Source organism: Pedobacter sp. AC464 (assembly GCF_979253075.1).
Map to the genome: position 1 here is coordinate 1972116 of NZ_CEEDBV010000001.1, position 17461 is coordinate 1989576.

19 protein-coding genes are annotated in these 17461 nt (G+C 38.9%); 11 read left to right on the forward strand and 8 right to left on the reverse strand.

Features of this window, described 5'->3' with window-relative positions:
* The first annotated feature begins 148 nt into the window (after nt 1-148).
* A complete protein-coding gene (locus AC0IWT_RS08545; RefSeq protein ID WP_056871340.1) occupies nt 149-1444 on the forward strand; it encodes a 4Fe-4S dicluster domain-containing protein in 1296 nt (431 codons plus the stop codon).
* Nucleotides 1445-1487: 43 nt separating this feature from the next.
* Entirely contained in the window at nt 1488-2276 is a 789-nt protein-coding gene (locus AC0IWT_RS08550) for a (Fe-S)-binding protein (RefSeq protein WP_471796816.1), read from the forward strand.
* Between the two features lie 2 nt (nt 2277-2278).
* Here AC0IWT_RS08550 and AC0IWT_RS08555 read toward each other — a convergent pair whose 3' ends face one another.
* A complete protein-coding gene (locus AC0IWT_RS08555; protein ID WP_471796817.1) occupies nt 2279-2743 on the reverse strand; it encodes a hypothetical protein in 465 nt (154 codons plus the stop codon).
* A 51-nt stretch (nt 2744-2794) separates the two neighbouring features.
* On the opposite strand from AC0IWT_RS08555, the gene AC0IWT_RS08560 reads away from it, so the two are divergent.
* Together AC0IWT_RS08560 and AC0IWT_RS08565 are read left to right on the forward strand one after the other, a co-directional pair.
* Nucleotides 2795-3274, forward strand: coding sequence for an ABC transporter ATPase (locus AC0IWT_RS08560; RefSeq protein ID WP_471796818.1), 480 nt, complete (start codon nt 2795-2797; stop codon nt 3272-3274).
* 96 nt (nt 3275-3370) lie between these two features.
* Nucleotides 3371-5788 carry an AsmA family protein gene (locus AC0IWT_RS08565; protein ID WP_471796819.1) on the forward strand — a complete coding sequence of 806 codons (2418 nt, stop codon included), beginning with the start codon at nt 3371-3373 and terminating at the stop codon, nt 5786-5788.
* 77 nt (nt 5789-5865) lie between these two features.
* Here the strand turns inward: AC0IWT_RS08565 and mtgA are convergent, their stop codons facing one another.
* Nucleotides 5866-6594, reverse strand: a complete 729-nt coding sequence (gene mtgA / locus AC0IWT_RS08570; RefSeq protein ID WP_471796820.1) for a monofunctional biosynthetic peptidoglycan transglycosylase — start codon at nt 6592-6594, stop codon at nt 5866-5868.
* 125 nt (nt 6595-6719) lie between these two features.
* Between mtgA and AC0IWT_RS08575 the strand changes: the two genes are divergently transcribed.
* On the forward strand, nt 6720-7424 hold the full coding sequence (locus tag AC0IWT_RS08575) for an SDR family oxidoreductase (protein ID WP_471796821.1): 705 nt from the start codon (nt 6720-6722) through the stop codon (nt 7422-7424).
* A 125-nt stretch (nt 7425-7549) separates the two neighbouring features.
* Here AC0IWT_RS08575 and rplI read toward each other — a convergent pair whose 3' ends face one another.
* From rplI to AC0IWT_RS08595, 4 genes are all read right to left on the reverse strand, one after another.
* Nucleotides 7550-7993, reverse strand: a complete 444-nt coding sequence (gene rplI / locus AC0IWT_RS08580) for a 50S ribosomal protein L9 (protein WP_056871347.1) — start codon at nt 7991-7993, stop codon at nt 7550-7552.
* An 11-nt stretch (nt 7994-8004) separates the two neighbouring features.
* Nucleotides 8005-8268 (reverse strand): 30S ribosomal protein S18, encoded by a 264-nt coding sequence (gene rpsR, locus AC0IWT_RS08585; protein ID WP_056093004.1) that lies wholly within the window; start codon nt 8266-8268, stop codon nt 8005-8007.
* Complete coding sequence (gene rpsF, locus AC0IWT_RS08590; protein ID WP_056871348.1) at nt 8268-8624, reverse strand: 30S ribosomal protein S6; 357 nt, start codon at nt 8622-8624, stop codon at nt 8268-8270. Before rpsF ends, rpsR begins: the two co-directional genes overlap by 1 nt.
* 214 nt (nt 8625-8838) lie before the next feature.
* Nucleotides 8839-9432 carry a hypothetical protein gene (locus tag AC0IWT_RS08595; protein WP_471796822.1) on the reverse strand — a complete coding sequence of 198 codons (594 nt, stop codon included), beginning with the start codon at nt 9430-9432 and terminating at the stop codon, nt 8839-8841.
* A 171-nt stretch (nt 9433-9603) separates the two neighbouring features.
* Here AC0IWT_RS08595 and AC0IWT_RS08600 point away from each other — a divergent pair, with 171 nt between their 5' ends.
* The 3 genes from AC0IWT_RS08600 to AC0IWT_RS08610 all read left to right on the forward strand — a co-directional run bounded on the left by AC0IWT_RS08600 (nt 9604) and on the right by AC0IWT_RS08610 (nt 12634).
* On the forward strand, nt 9604-10476 hold the full coding sequence (locus AC0IWT_RS08600; protein WP_056871350.1) for an AraC family transcriptional regulator: 873 nt from the start codon (nt 9604-9606) through the stop codon (nt 10474-10476).
* An 84-nt stretch (nt 10477-10560) separates the two neighbouring features.
* A complete protein-coding gene (locus tag AC0IWT_RS08605; RefSeq protein WP_255352798.1) occupies nt 10561-10692 on the forward strand; it encodes a hypothetical protein in 132 nt (43 codons plus the stop codon).
* 109 nt (nt 10693-10801) lie between these two features.
* Complete coding sequence (locus tag AC0IWT_RS08610; RefSeq protein ID WP_471796823.1) at nt 10802-12634, forward strand: DNA polymerase III subunit gamma/tau; 1833 nt, start codon at nt 10802-10804, stop codon at nt 12632-12634.
* A 68-nt stretch (nt 12635-12702) separates the two neighbouring features.
* On the opposite strand, the gene AC0IWT_RS08615 is transcribed toward AC0IWT_RS08610, so the two are convergent.
* Nucleotides 12703-13110 carry a hypothetical protein gene (locus AC0IWT_RS08615; protein ID WP_471796824.1) on the reverse strand — a complete coding sequence of 136 codons (408 nt, stop codon included), beginning with the start codon at nt 13108-13110 and terminating at the stop codon, nt 12703-12705.
* A gap of 238 nt (nt 13111-13348) precedes the next feature.
* Between AC0IWT_RS08615 and AC0IWT_RS08620 the strand changes: the two genes are divergently transcribed.
* The 3 genes from AC0IWT_RS08620 to AC0IWT_RS08630 all read left to right on the forward strand — a co-directional run bounded on the left by AC0IWT_RS08620 (nt 13349) and on the right by AC0IWT_RS08630 (nt 15039).
* Complete coding sequence (locus tag AC0IWT_RS08620) at nt 13349-13918, forward strand: Crp/Fnr family transcriptional regulator (RefSeq protein WP_471796825.1); 570 nt, start codon at nt 13349-13351, stop codon at nt 13916-13918.
* A 118-nt stretch (nt 13919-14036) separates the two neighbouring features.
* Nucleotides 14037-14717: a type 1 glutamine amidotransferase domain-containing protein gene (locus AC0IWT_RS08625; protein ID WP_471796826.1), complete on the forward strand. Its 681-nt coding sequence runs from the start codon at nt 14037-14039 to the stop codon at nt 14715-14717.
* 16 nt (nt 14718-14733) lie between these two features.
* Nucleotides 14734-15039, forward strand: a complete 306-nt coding sequence (locus tag AC0IWT_RS08630; RefSeq protein WP_471796827.1) for a putative quinol monooxygenase — start codon at nt 14734-14736, stop codon at nt 15037-15039.
* A gap of 79 nt (nt 15040-15118) precedes the next feature.
* Here AC0IWT_RS08630 and AC0IWT_RS08635 read toward each other — a convergent pair whose 3' ends face one another.
* The gene (locus AC0IWT_RS08635) at nt 15119-17338 is read right to left on the reverse strand and encodes an NADP-dependent isocitrate dehydrogenase (RefSeq protein ID WP_471796828.1); all 2220 of its coding nucleotides are present in this window, start codon (nt 17336-17338) and stop codon (nt 15119-15121) included.
* Nucleotides 17339-17461 lie beyond the last annotated feature (123 nt).

A 17461-nucleotide genomic window follows, 5' to 3' on the forward strand; every position in this document is an offset into this window, starting at 1 on the left:
CAATTAATTAAATTTTGCTGCATTTTTTAAAGCGAAGCCTTGAATCTTTAGAATCGATACAAACTATATTTTTTAGTCATTTTTTTATGCATGCATAGTAATTTATTTAAATTAAATACCTTAATTTAGCGCTACAATCCTAAACTACATGGTAAGTCAAATTCTTTTTCTCCTACTTACGTTAGCGGCTGTGGGGCTGTTTACGGTTAACTTTCGGAAAATTATCCGTAATATCCGGTTGGGTAAAGACATAGATCGAAGCGACCAGCCTCAAAAACGGCTAATGACGATGTTACGTGTTGCTTTTGGTCAGTCGAAGATGGTTGTACGCCCGATACCGGCTTTTTTACACTTTTTTGTTTACGTGGGCTTTGTTATCATTAACATTGAGGTGCTGGAGATTATGATCGACGGACTCTTCGGCACACACCGGATTTTTCACGGTTTAGGTGGTTTATATAACTTTCTAATCGGCTCGTTTGAAATTCTTGCGTTAACCGTATGGCTTTCTTGCGTAATATTTTTAATCAGGAGACATGTTTTAAAGCTTAAACGCTTTAGGGGCGTGGAAATGACGAGCTGGCCTAAATCAGATGCAAATTACATCCTGATTACGGAAATCTTACTGATGACTGCCTTCTTACTGATGAATGCTGCCGATGCGAAACTTCAAACTTTAGGCGCCAGTCATTATGTGAGTGCGGGTTCTTTCCCTGTTAGTCAGTTTTTTATGGGGATATTGCCGAATTCAGAAAGCGCTTTAATAACGCTGGAGCGAGCTTGCTGGTGGTTCCACATTGTAGGGATACTGGCATTTTTAAACTATCTTCCTTATTCTAAGCATTTCCACATCTTGTTTGCTTTTCCAAATACTTATTTTTCGAATCTTAAACCAAAGGGAGCGTTCACAAACATGGCATCTGTAACGAATGAGGTAAAGGCAATGCTTGATCCCTCATTTGTTCCGGCAGAAACGGAGCCAGGGAAATTCGGTGCAAAAGACGTAACCGATTTAAACTGGGTTAACCTGATGAATGCTTATACCTGCACAGAATGCGGGCGTTGCACATCGGTTTGTCCGGCAAATATTACTGGGAAATTGTTATCACCGAGAAAAATTATGATGGATACCCGCGACCGGGTTACGGAAGTTGGGAAAAATATTGATAAACACGGACAGGATTATCAGGATGGAAAATCCTTGCTGGATGATTACATTAGCAGAGAAGAAATATGGGCCTGCACAAGCTGTAACGCATGCGTTGAAGCTTGTCCGGTAAATATAGACCCACTGCAGATTATTATGGAATTACGCCAGTTTGCTGTTATGGAAGAATCTCAGGCCCCTGCAAGCATAAACGCGATGATGGGTAATATCGAAAATAACCAGGCGCCCTGGAAATATTCTCCTGCCGACCGTTTAAACTGGGCGGAGGGAAACTAAGTGATTGCCTTTAATTATTTATAAAAATACTTGATACAAGGATATGGAATTTAAAGTGCCAACAATGGCTGAGTTAATGGCCGCTGGCGAAGAACCCGAGATTTTATTTTGGGTAGGTTGCGCCGGTAGTTACGATGAAAGAGCACAGAAAATAACCCGCGATATTTGCAAAATTTTACATCACGTGGGCATAAAATATGCTGTTTTAGGAACAGAAGAAAGTTGTACCGGCGACCCTGCTAAAAGGGCTGGCAACGAATTTCTTTTCCAGATGCAAGCGATGACAAATATTGAGGTATTAAACGCCTACAATATTAAAAAAATAGTTACCGGCTGTCCGCACTGTTTCAATACGATAAAAAACGAATACCCCGGTTTGGGCGGAACCTACGAAGTTATTCACCACACGCAGTTAATACAGGATTTAATAAACGAAGGAAAGCTAAAAGCAGAAGGCGGCGAGAGTTTTAAAGGCCGCAAAATCACCTACCATGACCCTTGCTATTTAGGCAGGGCAAATGGAATATATGAAGCACCCAGAAAAGCGTTGGAGGTGCTGGATGCCGAACTGGTAGAGATGAAACGCTGCAAAAGCAACGGCTTATGTTGTGGCGCCGGCGGTGCACAAATGTTTAAAGAACCGGAAAAAGGCAATAAAGACATCAACGTTGAACGCATTGACGAAGCGCTGCAGACAAACCCGCAGGTTATTGCCGCTGGCTGTCCGTTTTGTATGACGATGCTAAGCGATGGCATTAAATTAAAAGATAAAGAGCAGGAAGTTAAAGTGCTGGATATTGCAGAAATTACAGCAAGAGCAAATGGTTTGTAAGTCTAGGGATTTGTAATTTTTGTTAAATTATCCCTGATTCGGTTTAAGTCCTCAGCCTCTATATTTTTGAGTGGGATAATGATACAGGTTGACATAGAATCTACATCCCCGCTTTTGTCATTATAGGTTTGAACGATAACATCATCACTTCTGGTTCTTAAAACGAGCTGACCGGAAGTGGTTGTTCCGTAATAATCCAAATCTTTAAATTTTGCCAGCTTAAAGGCGAAATATTCTATTTTTCCGTTATTAAAAAAACGTTTATAACGGCAAAAACCATTGTTGGTAACATTCAGTTCGTACCTTTTTACAAGGTTGATTTCCTGACTGGCATCATAATGTGCTGTTAAACTTTTTTGAAGATAAATGACATATTCCTCAAGAGAATCTTTAGCTGAAAAAGCGCTTAAAACCAGGCACAAAGCAGGAATGAGCAGCAATTTCAAGCAGAATGTAAACTTTTTCATGGGGATGGCATTTTGATGATTCCAAGTTAATTAAAATGATAAATTTGTAGTATGATTTTTTCTCCACAATCACGGGTTTGGATATACCAAAGCAATAGAAAATTCACTTCTGCTGAAGAGGCTGAAATTTTAGCAAAACTGGAAGCCTTTACAGGCCAATGGAAGGCGCATGGAAACGAACTAATGGCAAAAGCGGAAATCAGATATGGTTATTTTATTATTTTAACAGTTGATGAAAGCCAGGCAAATGTTACGGGTTGCTCAATTGATAGTTCAGTAAGGATTATTAAAGATGTTGAACAAACCTACAATGTTGACTTATTTAACCGATTTAACATTGCTTACAAAATTGATAATGAAGTTCATGTTCAGGGCAAGGAAGATTTCGAAACACTTGTAAACATAAAGAACATTACGCCTGAAACTATTGTGTTTAATAACATGGTTCAAACCTTAAATGAGTTGGAAACGAAATGGGAAGTACCTCTAAAAAACAGCTGGCACTCAACCGTTTTTGCACACTTATTATAGAAAATACAACGTACCCTTTTTAGCTCTGAATAATTACCACCGGCAAAACAAAATTGCTTAGAAAAAAACTTTATATTACCAGATATAAACGACTCTATGGCACGCTGGTTGAAAATATCTTTAAAAGTAATTGTTACGCTTTTCGTTCTGGTTATCCTAACCTGGCTGGCTGGTGCATTTTACATCAGCCGAAATAAAAAAGAAATCCTAGGTTCTATCCTTTCGCAGCTAAATAAAAATTTAAATGGCGAAATCACGGCAAAAAGTATGGAGCCGACCCTGCTTAAAGGCTTTCCAGGGGTTTCTGTTTCGTTGAAAGATGTATTACTGCGAGACAGTTTATGGTCGAGACATAAACATGATCTGCTTAAAGCGGAAGACATTGATGTATCATTGAATGTTTTATCACTGATCTTTGGCTCCGTTAACATTAACCAGATTACGCTAAACAACGCCTCTATTTATCTTTATACAGATTCAACAGGTTATAGCAATACCAGTATTTTTAAAAGTAAAGAAAAGGTCGAAAAAAAACCTGACGCAAAAAGTTCTTCAGACTTTGCAGTTAAGAAAATCGATTTTAATAAAGTAAACCTGATTGTAGATAACCAAAAGCGATTTAAACTTTTCAATTTCAATATCGACCAGATTCAGGGGCGTTTAAAATATCCCGATAGCGGCTGGACAGGAAGGATAAAGCTCAAAACCATGGTTAACAGCTTCGCCTTCAACACAAAAAAAGGCAGTTTCTTAAAAGATAAATTGCTCGAAGGAACCCTTTCTGCGCATTACAGCAAAGCAGAGGATGCGGTAATTTTAGACCCAGAGGTATTAAATATTGGAGAACATCCTTTTAAAATTGGTGCGAAGATCGACCTGGCAAAAGCTGGTTTCAACATTAGTATCGCTGTAGATCAGATTCTATTTAAAGAGGTGGCTTTGCTCCTATCGCCCAACATTTCTTCGAAACTTTTAAAGTTTGGCATTGAGAAACCGGTCGACATCAGGGGAAATATAATTGATGATGGCTCGGGCAAATACGGCGATCCACTGATTAAAGTTGGCATAAAAGTTAGAGATAACGTGGTTAGCATCCCGGCGGGAAAATTAACAGAGGCAAATTTCGATGGTTCTTTTACCAATCAGGATACGGTTGGCGGGGTAATTGGTGATGATAACTCATCTATAAAATTTCACAGACTTACCGCGAAATATTTCAATGCACCACTAAAAATCGACACATTTACCGTAAATAACTTATCGAGGCCAATAGCAACGGGTTTGGTAACGTCTCAGTTTCCACTGTCAAACCTGAATAATTCCTTAGGTACAAACGATTTCGAATTTAAAAACGGTACGGCCAACCTTCGTTTGTATTGTAAGGCAGATATTGATAATTTTCTTTTTACCAAGCCTGTCGTTTCCGGTAAGATTCAGATTGCTGATGCTGATATACTCTATATACCACGCTCGCTCCATTTGGTGAAAAGTGCATTGAATATTAATTTCAACCAGAATGATTTATCGATACAGAACGGACATTTTCAACTTGGTAAAAGCGAACTAAATGTAGATTGTAGCATTGCAAACTTCGCGAATCTGTACTACACCGATCCAGATAAAATTCTGGTTAATTTGAAAATGAATAGTCCTCAGCTTTACTTAAATGAATTCCTTCCATTTTTAGGACCGCGAACGGCTAAGAAAAAATCAAAATCCACTAATTCTATGAAGACTGCTTCAAAAGAACTCAGCAATGTTCTGGAGGTGTCTAAAATGAACATTCGCCTAACCGTAGGTAAGGCAATCTACGATAAATTTACCGCCAAAAACCTCGATGCAGATATCTCGCTTCGTGGAGAAGGGATTTACCTGAATAAAATCAGCGTGGCCCATGCGGGAGGTTTATTATCGCTTAATGGAAACATAATACAGGAAGCGGCATCGAACATTTTTAAAATTAACTCGAAGATTAGCCATGTAAGCGTTTCCGATTTTTTCTATTCGTTCGATAACTTCGGTCAGAAAAGCATCACCAGTAAAAATTTAAAAGGCTATTTATCATCGCTGGTAAATATTTCTGGAAGGATAGCCCATAATGGTAAAATCATGCCACGTTCGATAAACGGCAAAGTAGTTTTCAACCTGAATAAAGCTGCCCTAACAAACTTTGAACCATTAGAAAAAGTTGGGAAACTGGCTTTTGCAAACCGGAATCTCTCTGACATCAGGATAAATAACCTCGATGGCATCCTAAACATCAGGGGCGATAAGATTGAAATTAGTCCGATGCAAATAAATTCGAGCGTTTTAAACCTAAATGTTAAAGGTATTTATGGCATTACCACAGGAACGAATATTGAAATGGATATTCCCCTGCGAAATCCCAAAGGGGATGAAAACCTGGATAGAACTCAGAAGAGAGCGGCCCGGATGCGTGGCATTGTGCTACACCTTAAAGCCTTTGACGAAAATGGCGAGTTAAAAGTTAGGTGGAATAAGGAACATGATTAGTTTTAAAACCGGAATGCAAGCCTTGTTACAAGTAGATTAACAAATACAGCTTTTTGGACCAGGCAGCTTCTAACCTGTTAAAAATCCAGAGGACCAAGTCTTCTCATATTTTTTAAGATAAGGTACTGCCTGTGCCGGATATACGGGGTTGCATTTTTCGGCGTCCACCTCCTTGGATTTGGAAAACAGGAAGCAATTAATGCCGCCTGATTGCGGGTAAGCCTGGTGCACGATTTACCATAATATGCCTGTGCGGCAGCTTCTGCACCATAAATTCCATCGCCCATTTCAATTACATTCAGGTAAACTTCGAGAATCCGTTCTTTGCTCCAGAACATTTCAATAAGCAAGGTAAAATAGGCCTCAAAGCCTTTACGGATCCAGGAACGCCCGGGCCACAAAAAAACATTCTTCGCCGTTTGCTGAGAAATAGTACTCCCCCCTTTGACTTTTTTTCCTTTTGCATTGCTTGCAAAGGCTTTTTCAATTGATTTAAAATCGAAGCCAATATGTTGTAAAAACAATTGATCTTCTGCCGATACAGCGGCCCGTTTCATATTGTCGGAAATGTTTTCAAATTTAACCCAGGTTTTTTCGGTTTTAAAAGGCTTCCCATCCGCTTTGCGTTCAATGTTACGCAAAACCATAAGTAAAGTAATTGGTGGGTTTATAAATCGTAATGCAATTACCCAAAAAATAGATACCAACAAAAAGTATATAAACACCTTGGTAGCGATATCGGTTATCTTTTTAATTAATGGGTTTTTCGCCTTTGCTTTAGCGCCCGGATTTCGTTTTTTCGCCATTTGGCAAAGTTAATAAAAACTTAAGCGCTTATTAATTGCAAATATCGATTATAAGAATCACCGGCTTATTTCATTTCTTATTAAACATATTTGCCTTTCGAACGTTAAAACAAAAAGCATAAATTATGAGCGTAAAAGTAGCCCTTGTAACAGGAGGAAGTAAAGGAATTGGTTTCGGTATTGCCGAAGCACTATTAAAAAACGGTTATAAAGTTGCCATTACGAGCAGAACGATAGATTCTGCAAATGAAGCGGCGGCCACTTTGGTAGAACACGGCGACGTTTTAGCCATCGAAGCCGATGTTAAAAATTTCGCTTCGCAGCAGGCAGCAGTAAATTTGATTATTGAAAAGTGGGGACAACTGGATGTACTGATTGCAAATGCGGGTGTTGGCTATTTTGCCCCTATTGATGAACTGGAAATTGACCACTGGAACGAGATCATCGATACCAATTTAACTGGCGTATTTTATGGAATTAAGGCATCTGTTGAAGCAATTAAGAAGACTCAGGGAACAATAATCACCATATCTAGCTTAGCCGGAACGAACTTCTTTGCTGGCGGCTCGGCATATAATGCGAGTAAATTTGGTTTAACAGGCTTTTCGCAATCCGTAATGCTCGATTTGAGAAAGTATGGTGTAAAGGTTAGTACCATTATGCCAGGTTCGGTAGCCAGTCATTTTAATGATCATAATCCGGATGCTGAAGCAGATGCATGGAAAATACAGCCCGAAGATATGGGTAAACTGGTTGTGGATTTGCTTGCAATGCCCGCGAGAACCTTGCCAAGTAAAGTTGAAATCAGGCCGACAACACCGAAAGGATAAGTTTGTAGCTGGTTATTTTGTTACCTGGTGATGGTGGAATTATTTTCTGCCCTTCATCAATGGTAATCATAAAAAAAGTCCTTTCAGAAACTGAAAGGACTTTTTTATGATTCTTTAAAGAATGCTTATTCAGCAATTACTTCAAAAGGAACCTGAACTTTAACTTCTTTGTGTAAGTTTAAGTTAGCGATGTATTCGCCAACAAATTTAGGCTCAGTTTCGAAAGTAATACGACGGCGGTCAACATCAAAGCCTTGTGCTTTTAATGCTTCAGCAATTTGGATAGTATTAACTGCACCAAATATTTTTCCGCTTTCGCCAGCTTTAGCACCGATAGAAAGTTTAACATCAGTTAAACGCTCAGCGATACCTTCAGCATCTTTCTTAATTTTATCTTGTTTAAAAGCAGCTTGCTTTAAATTTTCAGCTAAAACTTTCTTTGCAGAAGATGTAGCTAAAGATGCAAATCCTTGCGGAATTAAATAGTTACGACCATAACCTGGTTTTACCGTAACGATATCGTCTTTCTCGCCTAATGATTTAATATCTTGTTTTAAAATAATTTCCATATCAAATCCTCCTATTTTAATTGGTCAGCAACGAATGGTAACAAACCGATGTGACGGGCACGTTTAACGGCTTGAGCCACTTTACGTTGAAATTTTAACGAAGTACCAGTTAAACGGCGTGGTAATAACTTACCTTGATCGTTAATGAATTTTAACAAAAAGTTTGCGTCTTTGTAATCAATGTATTTAATACCATTTTTTCTGAAACGGCAATATTTTTTACGGTTATCCTCTACTTTAGGGGCAGTAACGTATTGTATTTGTTCTCTTGCCATTACGCTGCAACCTCCTTAGTTTTTTTGTTGAACGCACCGCTGCGTTTTTTAGCGTTATAAGCAACTGCATGTTTATCTAACCTGATGGTTAAAAAACGAAGCACACGCTCATCACGTTTTAATTGTAATTCTAATTTAGCAATCAAGTCGCCCGGAGCACTATACTCGGTTAAATTGAAAAATCCGTTAGATTTTTTAGCGATCGGATACGCTAATTTTCTCAAACCCCAATTGTCTTCATGGACAATTTCGGCACCGCCATCAGTAAGAACAGCTTTGAATTTGGCTAAAGCCTCTTTCGCAACTTCTTCTGATAACAACGGGGTTAGAACGATAACAGTTTCGTACTGATTCATTGTTATATAATTTAATTTTTTTTTAATCCCGAGGCATATTACGGGGTTGCAAAAGTAATAATACTTTTCTTTAAATCAAAGCTTTAATTAGAAAAAACAAGCAGGGTAATCTGCTTAAAATCAAACAGATTGATGGTTGCACGTCACCGGCAAAAAACACCATAAAAAAGGCCGTCTTTTCAGACAGCCAAATTAACTTTAATATTTAACGAAATTAGCGAATTGCGATAGTTTTGGAAACTTCCTGATTTTTAGATTTAACAACGAAAGTTAATTCTTTACCGAAAGTTTTAGCGGTGTTGAATTTTTTCACAAGCTTAGCTTTATCCGTAAAAGTTTCGTTATACAGTTCTTCATTGTATTCATTTAGAATCTGAACTTCTACCGGACCAATGTCGGCATTATCCAAAGAAAGCGTTAAAATCGATTTCTCCTGAACAAACACAGGTTTAAGCAACTGAGTGATTTTTGGTGCCGAAACTACAGCTTTGTTGTTAGCAATTACGATCGTGTAACTCGCAAGTTTAGCACCAGATTCTACGTTAAGTAAATATTCTCCGTTTGGCAGTGCGCTTAAATCATAACTCTTTGAAGCAGCACCTGAAGAGTGAATGTTCTCTTCAAACAAAACCTGATTATTTAATTCTCTGATAGAAAGGTTAACATCTGAAGCTTCGTCGATGCTGAAACGGATTGTTTTTGCCTCGTCAGTTTTCACATTCAGTGTATAAATACCGTCGTTTGCGTATGTTGCTGAAGCCGTGAACATTGTTGCTGCAAGAAGGCTGATTTTTAGTAAATTTTTCATAATCAATAATTTTTATGGGTTTGTAATTATTTGATGATGCTAAGATACTCGTGTTTTAAAGGCTAAGGCGATTGAATATTCTCCAATTAGTATGCTATATTAACCTTAAAATACCTAATGTGATACTAAATAAACAATTAAGCATAATTTAATGGTTAGATTTGGATATAAATGAAGAAAATAAGACCAAGTTTTGAAGTTGTTGAACCCTCATTTGGCAGCTCTTTTTATTACTCGAAATATATAGAGAATGAAAACAACAAAGCCCACCTTTGGCATTACCACCCTGAAATTGAAATGGTATTTGTTAATGGCGGCGCTGGCAAGCGGCAAATCGGCAGCCATGTGTCCTATTATACGGATGGCGATTTAATTTTGATTGGAAGTAATTTGCCACACTGTGGCTTTACCGACACAAGCACTGGCAATAAAACCGAGGTTGTTGTGCAAATGAAACCGAACTTTTTAGGCACGGAGTTTTTAACGCTTAAAGAAACGAAAGGTATTGCAAATTTATTTGAAAAAGCAAAATACGGAATTGCCTTCGGGAAGGACACCATGAAACTCGTTGGACCGGCATTGGAAAAGATGCATAATGCCTGGCCGCTTGAAAAACTACTGGCCTTGCTTGGCGTACTGCGGGAGCTGGAGCAGGCTTCTGATTACAAACTTTTGAATGCACAAAATTTCTCTCTGGAGTTGCAGGTTCAGGATAATGATCGGATTAACATGATTTTCAACTATGTTAAAGACCATTTTTTGGAGGAAATTAGTTTAGAGTACGTTGCAGATATGGCCAGCATGACCGTTCCATCGTTTTGCCGCTACTTTAAAAAGATAACAAAAAAGACGTTTACCAAATTTGTGAATGAGTATCGCATTGTTCACGCATCGAAACTTTTAGCAGAAAAGCCAACAACGATTTCAAACATCTGCTTCGAAAGTGGTTTCAATAACTTTAGTCACTTTAATAAATTGTTCAAAGAATTTACCGGAAAGAGCGCTTCACAATATAGGAATGAATTAAAAGCGGTAATTAAATAAGGATTAGTGGAAAACAACCCATTTTAAATTTGAAAAAACTTTAAGTAAATCAGCTTGGTTATCATTTGTAGTAAATTATTTATTATGAAAAACCTAAGTAAATTCGACTGGCTCATAATCTTCCTGTTAATTGCAGTATTCATAACAGGTATTTTCGTTTATCAGCTCCGTAACGAACCGCTGAAAAACGGAACTCTTAATGGATACCCGATGTAAACCGGGATTTAGACCGCAAAAAACGGTTCGTTAAGTTTAGTCTGGCCAACTTTTCAACATTCAAATTTTCGACATTTTAACTCCGTAAAATTTTCCTATTTTCGTGCCGATGGAAAATTTTATTGTTTCTGCCCGTAAATATCGCCCCGCAACGTTCGAAACCGTTGTTGGTCAGCAACATATTACCGGAACATTAAAAAATGCCATCAAAAATAATCAGCTTGCGCAGGCCTTCTTGTTCTGCGGACCACGGGGCGTTGGTAAAACGACCTGTGCACGTATCCTTGCGAAAACCATAAATTGTACCAATCCTACGGCCGACATGGAGGCCTGCGGAACCTGCGAGAACTGCGTATCGTTTCAAACCGGCCATTCATTTAACATTCACGAACTGGATGCGGCATCAAATAATTCTGTTGATGATATCCGTAGCCTGATTGAGCAAGTTAGAATACCACCACAAGCGGGAAAATACAAAATATACATCATTGATGAGGTTCACATGTTATCTCAAAGTGCATTCAATGCCTTTTTGAAAACACTTGAAGAACCTCCTTCTTATGCTATTTTTATTTTAGCAACCACAGAAAAACATAAAATCCTGCCAACAATCTTATCGCGTTGTCAGATTTTTGATTTCAATCGCATTCAGGTTGAAGACATTTCGAGCCATTTGGCAACGATAGCACAACGTGAAAACATTGCTTTTGAAACCGACGGATTGCACATTATTGCACAAAAGGCTGATGGTGGCTTAAGGGATGCCTTATCCATGTTCGACCAGATTGCGAGTTATGCAAATAAGAACATTACTTATAAAGCGGTAATCGATAACCTTAATATTTTAGATTACGATTATTTTTTTAAACTTACTTCTTATTTAACCTCGGCGGAAGTGAGCAACACATTACTGTTATTTGATGAAATTTTAAATAACGGTTTTGATGGCAATAACTTTATCAACGGACTCGCAACGCATTTTCGTAACCTGCTGGTTGGTAAAGATGCCGCAACGATTAAGCTTCTGGAGGTTAGCGAAAACATCAAACAAAAGTATCTTGAACAATGTCGCCAAACGGAACTGTCGTTTTTACTTACGGCTTTAAATTTGGCTAACAGTTGCGATTTAAACTATAAAAATTCTAAAAACCAGCGATTGCAGGTAGAGCTGGCACTGATAAAAATGTGCCATATCCGGTCAGTCGTCCAGCTGGCGCAGCAACCTATAACTACGAATAACACAGCAACTGACCAAGATCAGGATAAAAAAAAAACTGATGTAAGTAAGGTTGAAGGTGCCAAATTAACGGTTGAAGGTAGTCAACAGCCTTCTTCGGCTTCGCCACAACAGGTATCTCCACCTGCCCCCGCCGCCAATGCTAAACCGTTTGCTACAAACGAAAAACCTGCTGATACGCCCAGACTTGCAACCACACCATCTGCAACGTCGATAAGCATAAATATCCCGAAAGCGAATCCGGCAAGCACCCTTATTCCATCGCTAAATGATTTGGAGCGTGTTGCCAGTGGCGAAGAAGATTCAGGCCCAAAAAAAGTTACCGGTGAGGCAAGAGAAAACTTTACCTATGAAAGATTGCTGGAAGTTTGGAATAACTACATCCAGATTTTAAAAGCCGCCGATAAAATTAACCTGTTTACCATTTTAAATAATTTTGCACCCACGCTACTCAATCCGGAGGTTATCCAAATCTCTGTAGAAAGTAAAACGCAGGAACAGTTTGTGCAGAAAGAATCTGTAGAGTTGCTAAACTATTTACGAAATGAGTTAAAGAATTTCGGAATTGAGGTTACATACAAACAAATGGAGCGGAAAATTGAAAACCGGCTTTACGGCAACCGGGAGAAATATGATTATCTGGTGAATAAAAATCCGAAACTGGATGAGCTTAGGCGCCGCTTCAATTTAGATGTAAATCCATAATTCTACTCATAAAAAAAAAGCAGGAACTTCTCCCTGCTTCTATATCATTAACAAACTAAAACGATCGGTTATTTCAACGGCTCGTCATTAATTGGATAGCCTTCCTCGTCCAAATCGTCGCGGTTGTCTTCTGGTGTGCGGGCTAAAATTTCATCCTCAGCACTTAACTTCACACTTTCGCCATTATCGACATGCATGCCTAGCTCCTCTAAATTATCGTCCGCAATTTCTTCATTTCTCGCATATTCATCACCAACGTATGGATTTGCTTCATCGTAAGTCGAGTCATCATCAACAGCACCGGCCGATACAGTTTCGTAGCCCATTGGATGGTCGTAATCCTCGTCCTTGCCTTTTACATCAAATTCATAGCTTTGCTTATGCTCATCAAAAGATAAATTTTCTTTATTGATTTCGCTGTTTTCTGTTGTGCTGTGTATTTTATCTCGTGAGCCTTTATTTTCGTTCGTATTCATTTTTTTATCTCCTTTTTTATTTAGAGATATAACAAGCATAGGCCAGTATGGTTTTTTATCGAGGTAATAAATCCACCAATTATTATAAAATTTAAAGTTGCCTTGGCTGATTTGTCAGTTGATTAACCAGAAAGATGAAATTAAACAAACATATCGTGTTATAAGCCTTGAAGATGTGTTTGTCCAATTAAGAAATAAGCAAGTTACCATTGAAAATTTTTAAATTTAGGCCGGCAATATGGAGAAACTCAAAGCACACATTAAGGACATCACAAACATCAGCGATGAAGATTTTGAGCACATCAAAACTTTTTTTACGTTGAAAAAGGTAAAAAAGCATCAACATCTGATTCAGGAAGATGAGCAGGTAAAATTTGAGTTTTTAATTCTCAGTGGCATTTTCAGGGCTTTTTACCTTGACGCTTCCGGGAAAGAACATATTATTCAGTTTGCTACAGAAAACTGGTGGCTCTCTGACTATGTTGCATATTTTAAACAATTGCCTGCTAGCACAAACGTGATTTGCATGGAGGCTGGCGAGGTGTTGTGCCTTACGCTTGAAGGACGTGAAAAATTGTCGGAAAACCTTCATGGTATGGAACATTTTTTTAGGGTGAAACTCACTAATGCATACGTGGCACAGCAGAAAAGGATTGTAGCCTTGTTATCCAGCAACCCGCAAAAACGGTTTGAAGAATTCGCGAAGCTTTACCCCGATTTGATGCAGCGAATTCCCAAAAAATACATAGCCGAATACCTTGGCGTTAGTCGCGAAACACTTAGTCGACTCTACTCAGCCAATAAATAAAAATTGTAAGTGTGATTTCAGTCACACTTTTTTTGTGACTTGCCTCCTTTAGCCGAGGCCTGTTGATGTGCTAGTTTTGAATCAGAAAACAAAAACACTGATCATAAACATTAAAGTCATGAAAAAGAACATTTTAATTATTGTATCAAATGCGCACGAAATAGGCGCTAGCAAAAGAAGAACCGGCATTTTCTTACCAGAAGTTGCGCACCCATATGCTGAATTTGAAAAGGCAGGTTACACTATCGACTTTGCGAGTTTAACTGGCGAAACACCTTACCTGGATGCCGTGAACCTCGCAAACGACCCGGCAAACCTTGCATTTTTAACAGGTGAAGGTTGGGCAGCTATGCAAAAAGCAACGAAACTTTCGGAAGTGAATGCAGATGTGTACGACGCTGTTTTTATTCCCGGCGGATTAGCACCAATGGTTGATATGGCAGAACATCCCTTGCTTAAAAAAGTACTTGCAGAAACTTACGAGCGCAATGCGGTTTTGGGTGCGGTTTGCCACGGTCCGGTTTCATTGTTAAATGTTAAGCTTAACGACGGCTCTTACCTTGTAAACGGCAAAAACGTAACCGGCTTTACTAATGAAGAAGAAGAAAATTATGCAAAAGCAGATGTCCCTTTTTTATTGGAAACAGCGCTGACTGCCCAGGGCGCAATCGTTCACGCGGCGACGCCATGGTCTGAAAATAGTATTGCCGATGGAAACCTGGTAACCGGTCAAAATCCTGCCTCAGCTAAGGCTGTAGCAGAAAAAATGATTGGAATATTAGAACTGGTTGAGGCTTAATCTTATCAAAAAGGAAATGAAAAATCAAAATCCAATCCATGTATTTGCCACATGGAAAGTTAAAGAAGGAAGTGTAGAATCGGTATTAGCGTTACTGGAAACTGTATCATCCGAGAGTGTTAAGGAACCTGGAAACCTGTTTTACACCATCCATCAAAGCATTGCCGATACAAACACCATCGTTTTGTTTGAAGGTTATGAAAACGAAGCAGCAATAGATGAACATCGGGATTCTGCACATTATAAAGATTTAGTTGTCGGGAAAATTCTTCCTTTGCTGGATAGCAGAGCCGTTGTTCTCACAAAGCCTATCGGAGTTTAATTAAAAACAAAGAATGGTTTAAATAAAAAATCCCTTCCAAAACAGATTCGGAAGGGATTTTTAGCTATTCGTATTTTACTTATAAAGAAGCCAGTGTATGATTTAAAGTTGCACTTGGTCGCATGGCTTTACTTGCCAAATCATCATTTGGGTTATAGTAACCGCCAATTTCCTGAGGCTTGCCTTGTGCACCAATTAACTCTTCATTAATTTTGATTTCGTTTTCTGTTAAAGCTTTTGCTAAAGGTGCAAATCTAGCCTGCAGTTCAGCATCTTTTGTTTGTGCAGCTAATGCTTCTGCCCAATATAAAGCCAGGTAAAAGTGAGAACCACGGTTATCAATTGTACCTAATTTTCTGCCGGGAGATTTATCAGTAGCAAGGAATTTCGCATTCGCCTCATCCAGTGCATCAGCTAAAGTTTGTGCTTTTGCATTGTTTTGAGTTTGCGATAAATGCTCTAAAGATGCCTGAAGCGCTAAAAATTCGCCTAACGAATCCCAACGCAGGTAACCTTCTTCGATAAACTGCTCAATGTGTTTCGGAGCAGAACCACCAGCACCGGTTTCGAATAAACCACCACCATTCATTAAAGGAACAATAGAAAGCATTTTAGCTGATGTTCCCAGTTCTAAAATCGGAAACAAATCTGTAAGGTAATCACGCAAAACGTTGCCCGTTACAGAAATGGTATCTTCACCTTTACGAATGCGTTCTAAAGTAAATTTAGTGGCTTCGATTGGCGCAAGAATGCGAATGTCTAATCCTGTCGTATCGTGATCTTTCAGGTAAGTATTTACTTTGGCAATGATTTCCCTATCGTGGGCTCTTTTTTCATCTAACCAGAAAACCGCAGGCGTTTCTGATAAACGGGCTCTGTTTACAGCGAGTTTAACCCAATCCTGAATTGGCGCATCTTTAGTTTGGCACATGCGGAAGATATCGCCTTTCTCCACTTTTTGGTCGAAGAAAAGTTTACCAGCTGCGTCCGTTACACGGATTGTTCCGCTGGCTGTAGCCTGAAAAGTTTTATCGTGCGAACCATATTCTTCCGCCTTCTGAGCCATTAAACCAACATTTGGAACCGATCCCATGGTCGTTACATCAAAAGCACCGTGTGTTTTACAATCTTCGATTGTTGCTGTGTAAACACCGGCGTAACAACGATCGGGAATTAATGCGATGGTATCCTGAGGTTTACCTTCTTTGTTCCACATCTGGCCAGAGGTACGAATCATTGCCGGCATGGAGGCATCTACAATAACATCAGATGGCACATGTAAATTTGTTATGCCTTTATCAGAGTTTACCATGGCCAGTGCCGGTCCATTTGCAATCGCTCCGGCTAGGGCTGCTTCAACCTCTGCCTGTTTAGGGTTGCCTGCAATTTTTGCATAAACGTCACCCAAACCATTACTCGTATCAACATTTAATTCTTTAAACAGATCAGCATATTTCGTAAAAACATCTGCAAAATATACCTCTACAATTGCCCCGAAAATAAGCGGGTCTGATACTTTCATCATCGTCGCCTTTAAATGCGCAGATAATAAAACGCCTGCTGCTTTCGCTTCCTCAATTTCTTTGGCAACAAAAGTTTTCAATGCCGATAGACTCAGTGCAGAACTGTCGATCACCTCACCTGCCTTTAAAGGTGCAAGGGCTTTCAATTCTTTTACGGTGCCATCTGCAGCAACAAACTCTATTTTAAACTGCGTTGCATCTGCAATGGTTACAGATTTTTCCGAGCCATAGAAATCACCTTCGCTCATGCTTGCTACTTTAGTTTTAGAATCTGCAGACCATTTGCCCATAGAATGAGGGTTGGTTTTAGCATAATTCTTAACTGCTTTAGGCGCTCTTCTATCTGAGTTACCTTCTCGTAAAACTGGGTTTACGGCCGAGCCCAAAACCTTCGCATATTTAGCTCTAATCGCTTTTTCTTCCTCGCTTTGCGCATTATCCGGATAGTTTGGAATTGCAAAGCCCTGAGATTGTAATTCAGTAATTGCATCAACCAATTGTGGAATAGACGCTGAAATATTTGGCAATTTTATAATGTTTGCTTCCGGCGTTGTTGCTAAACTACCAAGCTCTGCCAGAGCATCTCCAATTTTTTGGTCCTCATTTAAATACTCGGGAAAGTTTGCCAAAATTCTTCCCGCTAAGGAGATGTCTCTGGTTTCTACATCAATACCTGCTGACGCGGTAAAAGCCTGCACAATAGGTAACAACGAATAGGTAGCCAGCATTGGCGCTTCATCTGTTTTGGTATAGATGATTTTTGATGTATTTGACATAATATATTTGATTTTTACTAATTATTTGATGAAACAATGGAATTTTATCTAGAAATCCCCTTTTTTAAAATCGCCTAAAGATAAAAGAATCGATTGAATTAAGGAACATTGCATTGTTATTTA

Coding starts and splice junctions, on each gene's coding strand:
- AC0IWT_RS08545 (WP_056871340.1), top strand. CDS start 149: ATGGTAAGTCAAATTCTTTTTCTCCTACTTACGTTAGCGGCTGTGGGG.
- AC0IWT_RS08550 (WP_471796816.1), top strand. CDS start 1,488: ATGGAATTTAAAGTGCCAACAATGGCTGAGTTAATGGCCGCTGGCGAA.
- AC0IWT_RS08555 (WP_471796817.1), bottom strand. CDS start 2,743: ATGAAAAAGTTTACATTCTGCTTGAAATTGCTGCTCATTCCTGCTTTG.
- AC0IWT_RS08560 (WP_471796818.1), top strand. CDS start 2,795: ATGATTTTTTCTCCACAATCACGGGTTTGGATATACCAAAGCAATAGA.
- AC0IWT_RS08565 (WP_471796819.1), top strand. CDS start 3,371: ATGGCACGCTGGTTGAAAATATCTTTAAAAGTAATTGTTACGCTTTTC.
- mtgA (WP_471796820.1), bottom strand. CDS start 6,594: ATGGCGAAAAAACGAAATCCGGGCGCTAAAGCAAAGGCGAAAAACCCA.
- AC0IWT_RS08575 (WP_471796821.1), top strand. CDS start 6,720: ATGAGCGTAAAAGTAGCCCTTGTAACAGGAGGAAGTAAAGGAATTGGT.
- rplI (WP_056871347.1), bottom strand. CDS start 7,993: ATGGAAATTATTTTAAAACAAGATATTAAATCATTAGGCGAGAAAGAC.
- rpsR (WP_056093004.1), bottom strand. CDS start 8,268: ATGGCAAGAGAACAAATACAATACGTTACTGCCCCTAAAGTAGAGGAT.
- rpsF (WP_056871348.1), bottom strand. CDS start 8,624: ATGAATCAGTACGAAACTGTTATCGTTCTAACCCCGTTGTTATCAGAA.
- AC0IWT_RS08595 (WP_471796822.1), bottom strand. CDS start 9,432: ATGAAAAATTTACTAAAAATCAGCCTTCTTGCAGCAACAATGTTCACG.
- AC0IWT_RS08600 (WP_056871350.1), top strand. CDS start 9,604: ATGAAGAAAATAAGACCAAGTTTTGAAGTTGTTGAACCCTCATTTGGC.
- AC0IWT_RS08605 (WP_255352798.1), top strand. CDS start 10,561: ATGAAAAACCTAAGTAAATTCGACTGGCTCATAATCTTCCTGTTAATT.
- AC0IWT_RS08610 (WP_471796823.1), top strand. CDS start 10,802: ATGGAAAATTTTATTGTTTCTGCCCGTAAATATCGCCCCGCAACGTTC.
- AC0IWT_RS08615 (WP_471796824.1), bottom strand. CDS start 13,110: ATGAATACGAACGAAAATAAAGGCTCACGAGATAAAATACACAGCACA.
- AC0IWT_RS08620 (WP_471796825.1), top strand. CDS start 13,349: ATGGAGAAACTCAAAGCACACATTAAGGACATCACAAACATCAGCGAT.
- AC0IWT_RS08625 (WP_471796826.1), top strand. CDS start 14,037: ATGAAAAAGAACATTTTAATTATTGTATCAAATGCGCACGAAATAGGC.
- AC0IWT_RS08630 (WP_471796827.1), top strand. CDS start 14,734: ATGAAAAATCAAAATCCAATCCATGTATTTGCCACATGGAAAGTTAAA.
- AC0IWT_RS08635 (WP_471796828.1), bottom strand. CDS start 17,338: ATGTCAAATACATCAAAAATCATCTATACCAAAACAGATGAAGCGCCA.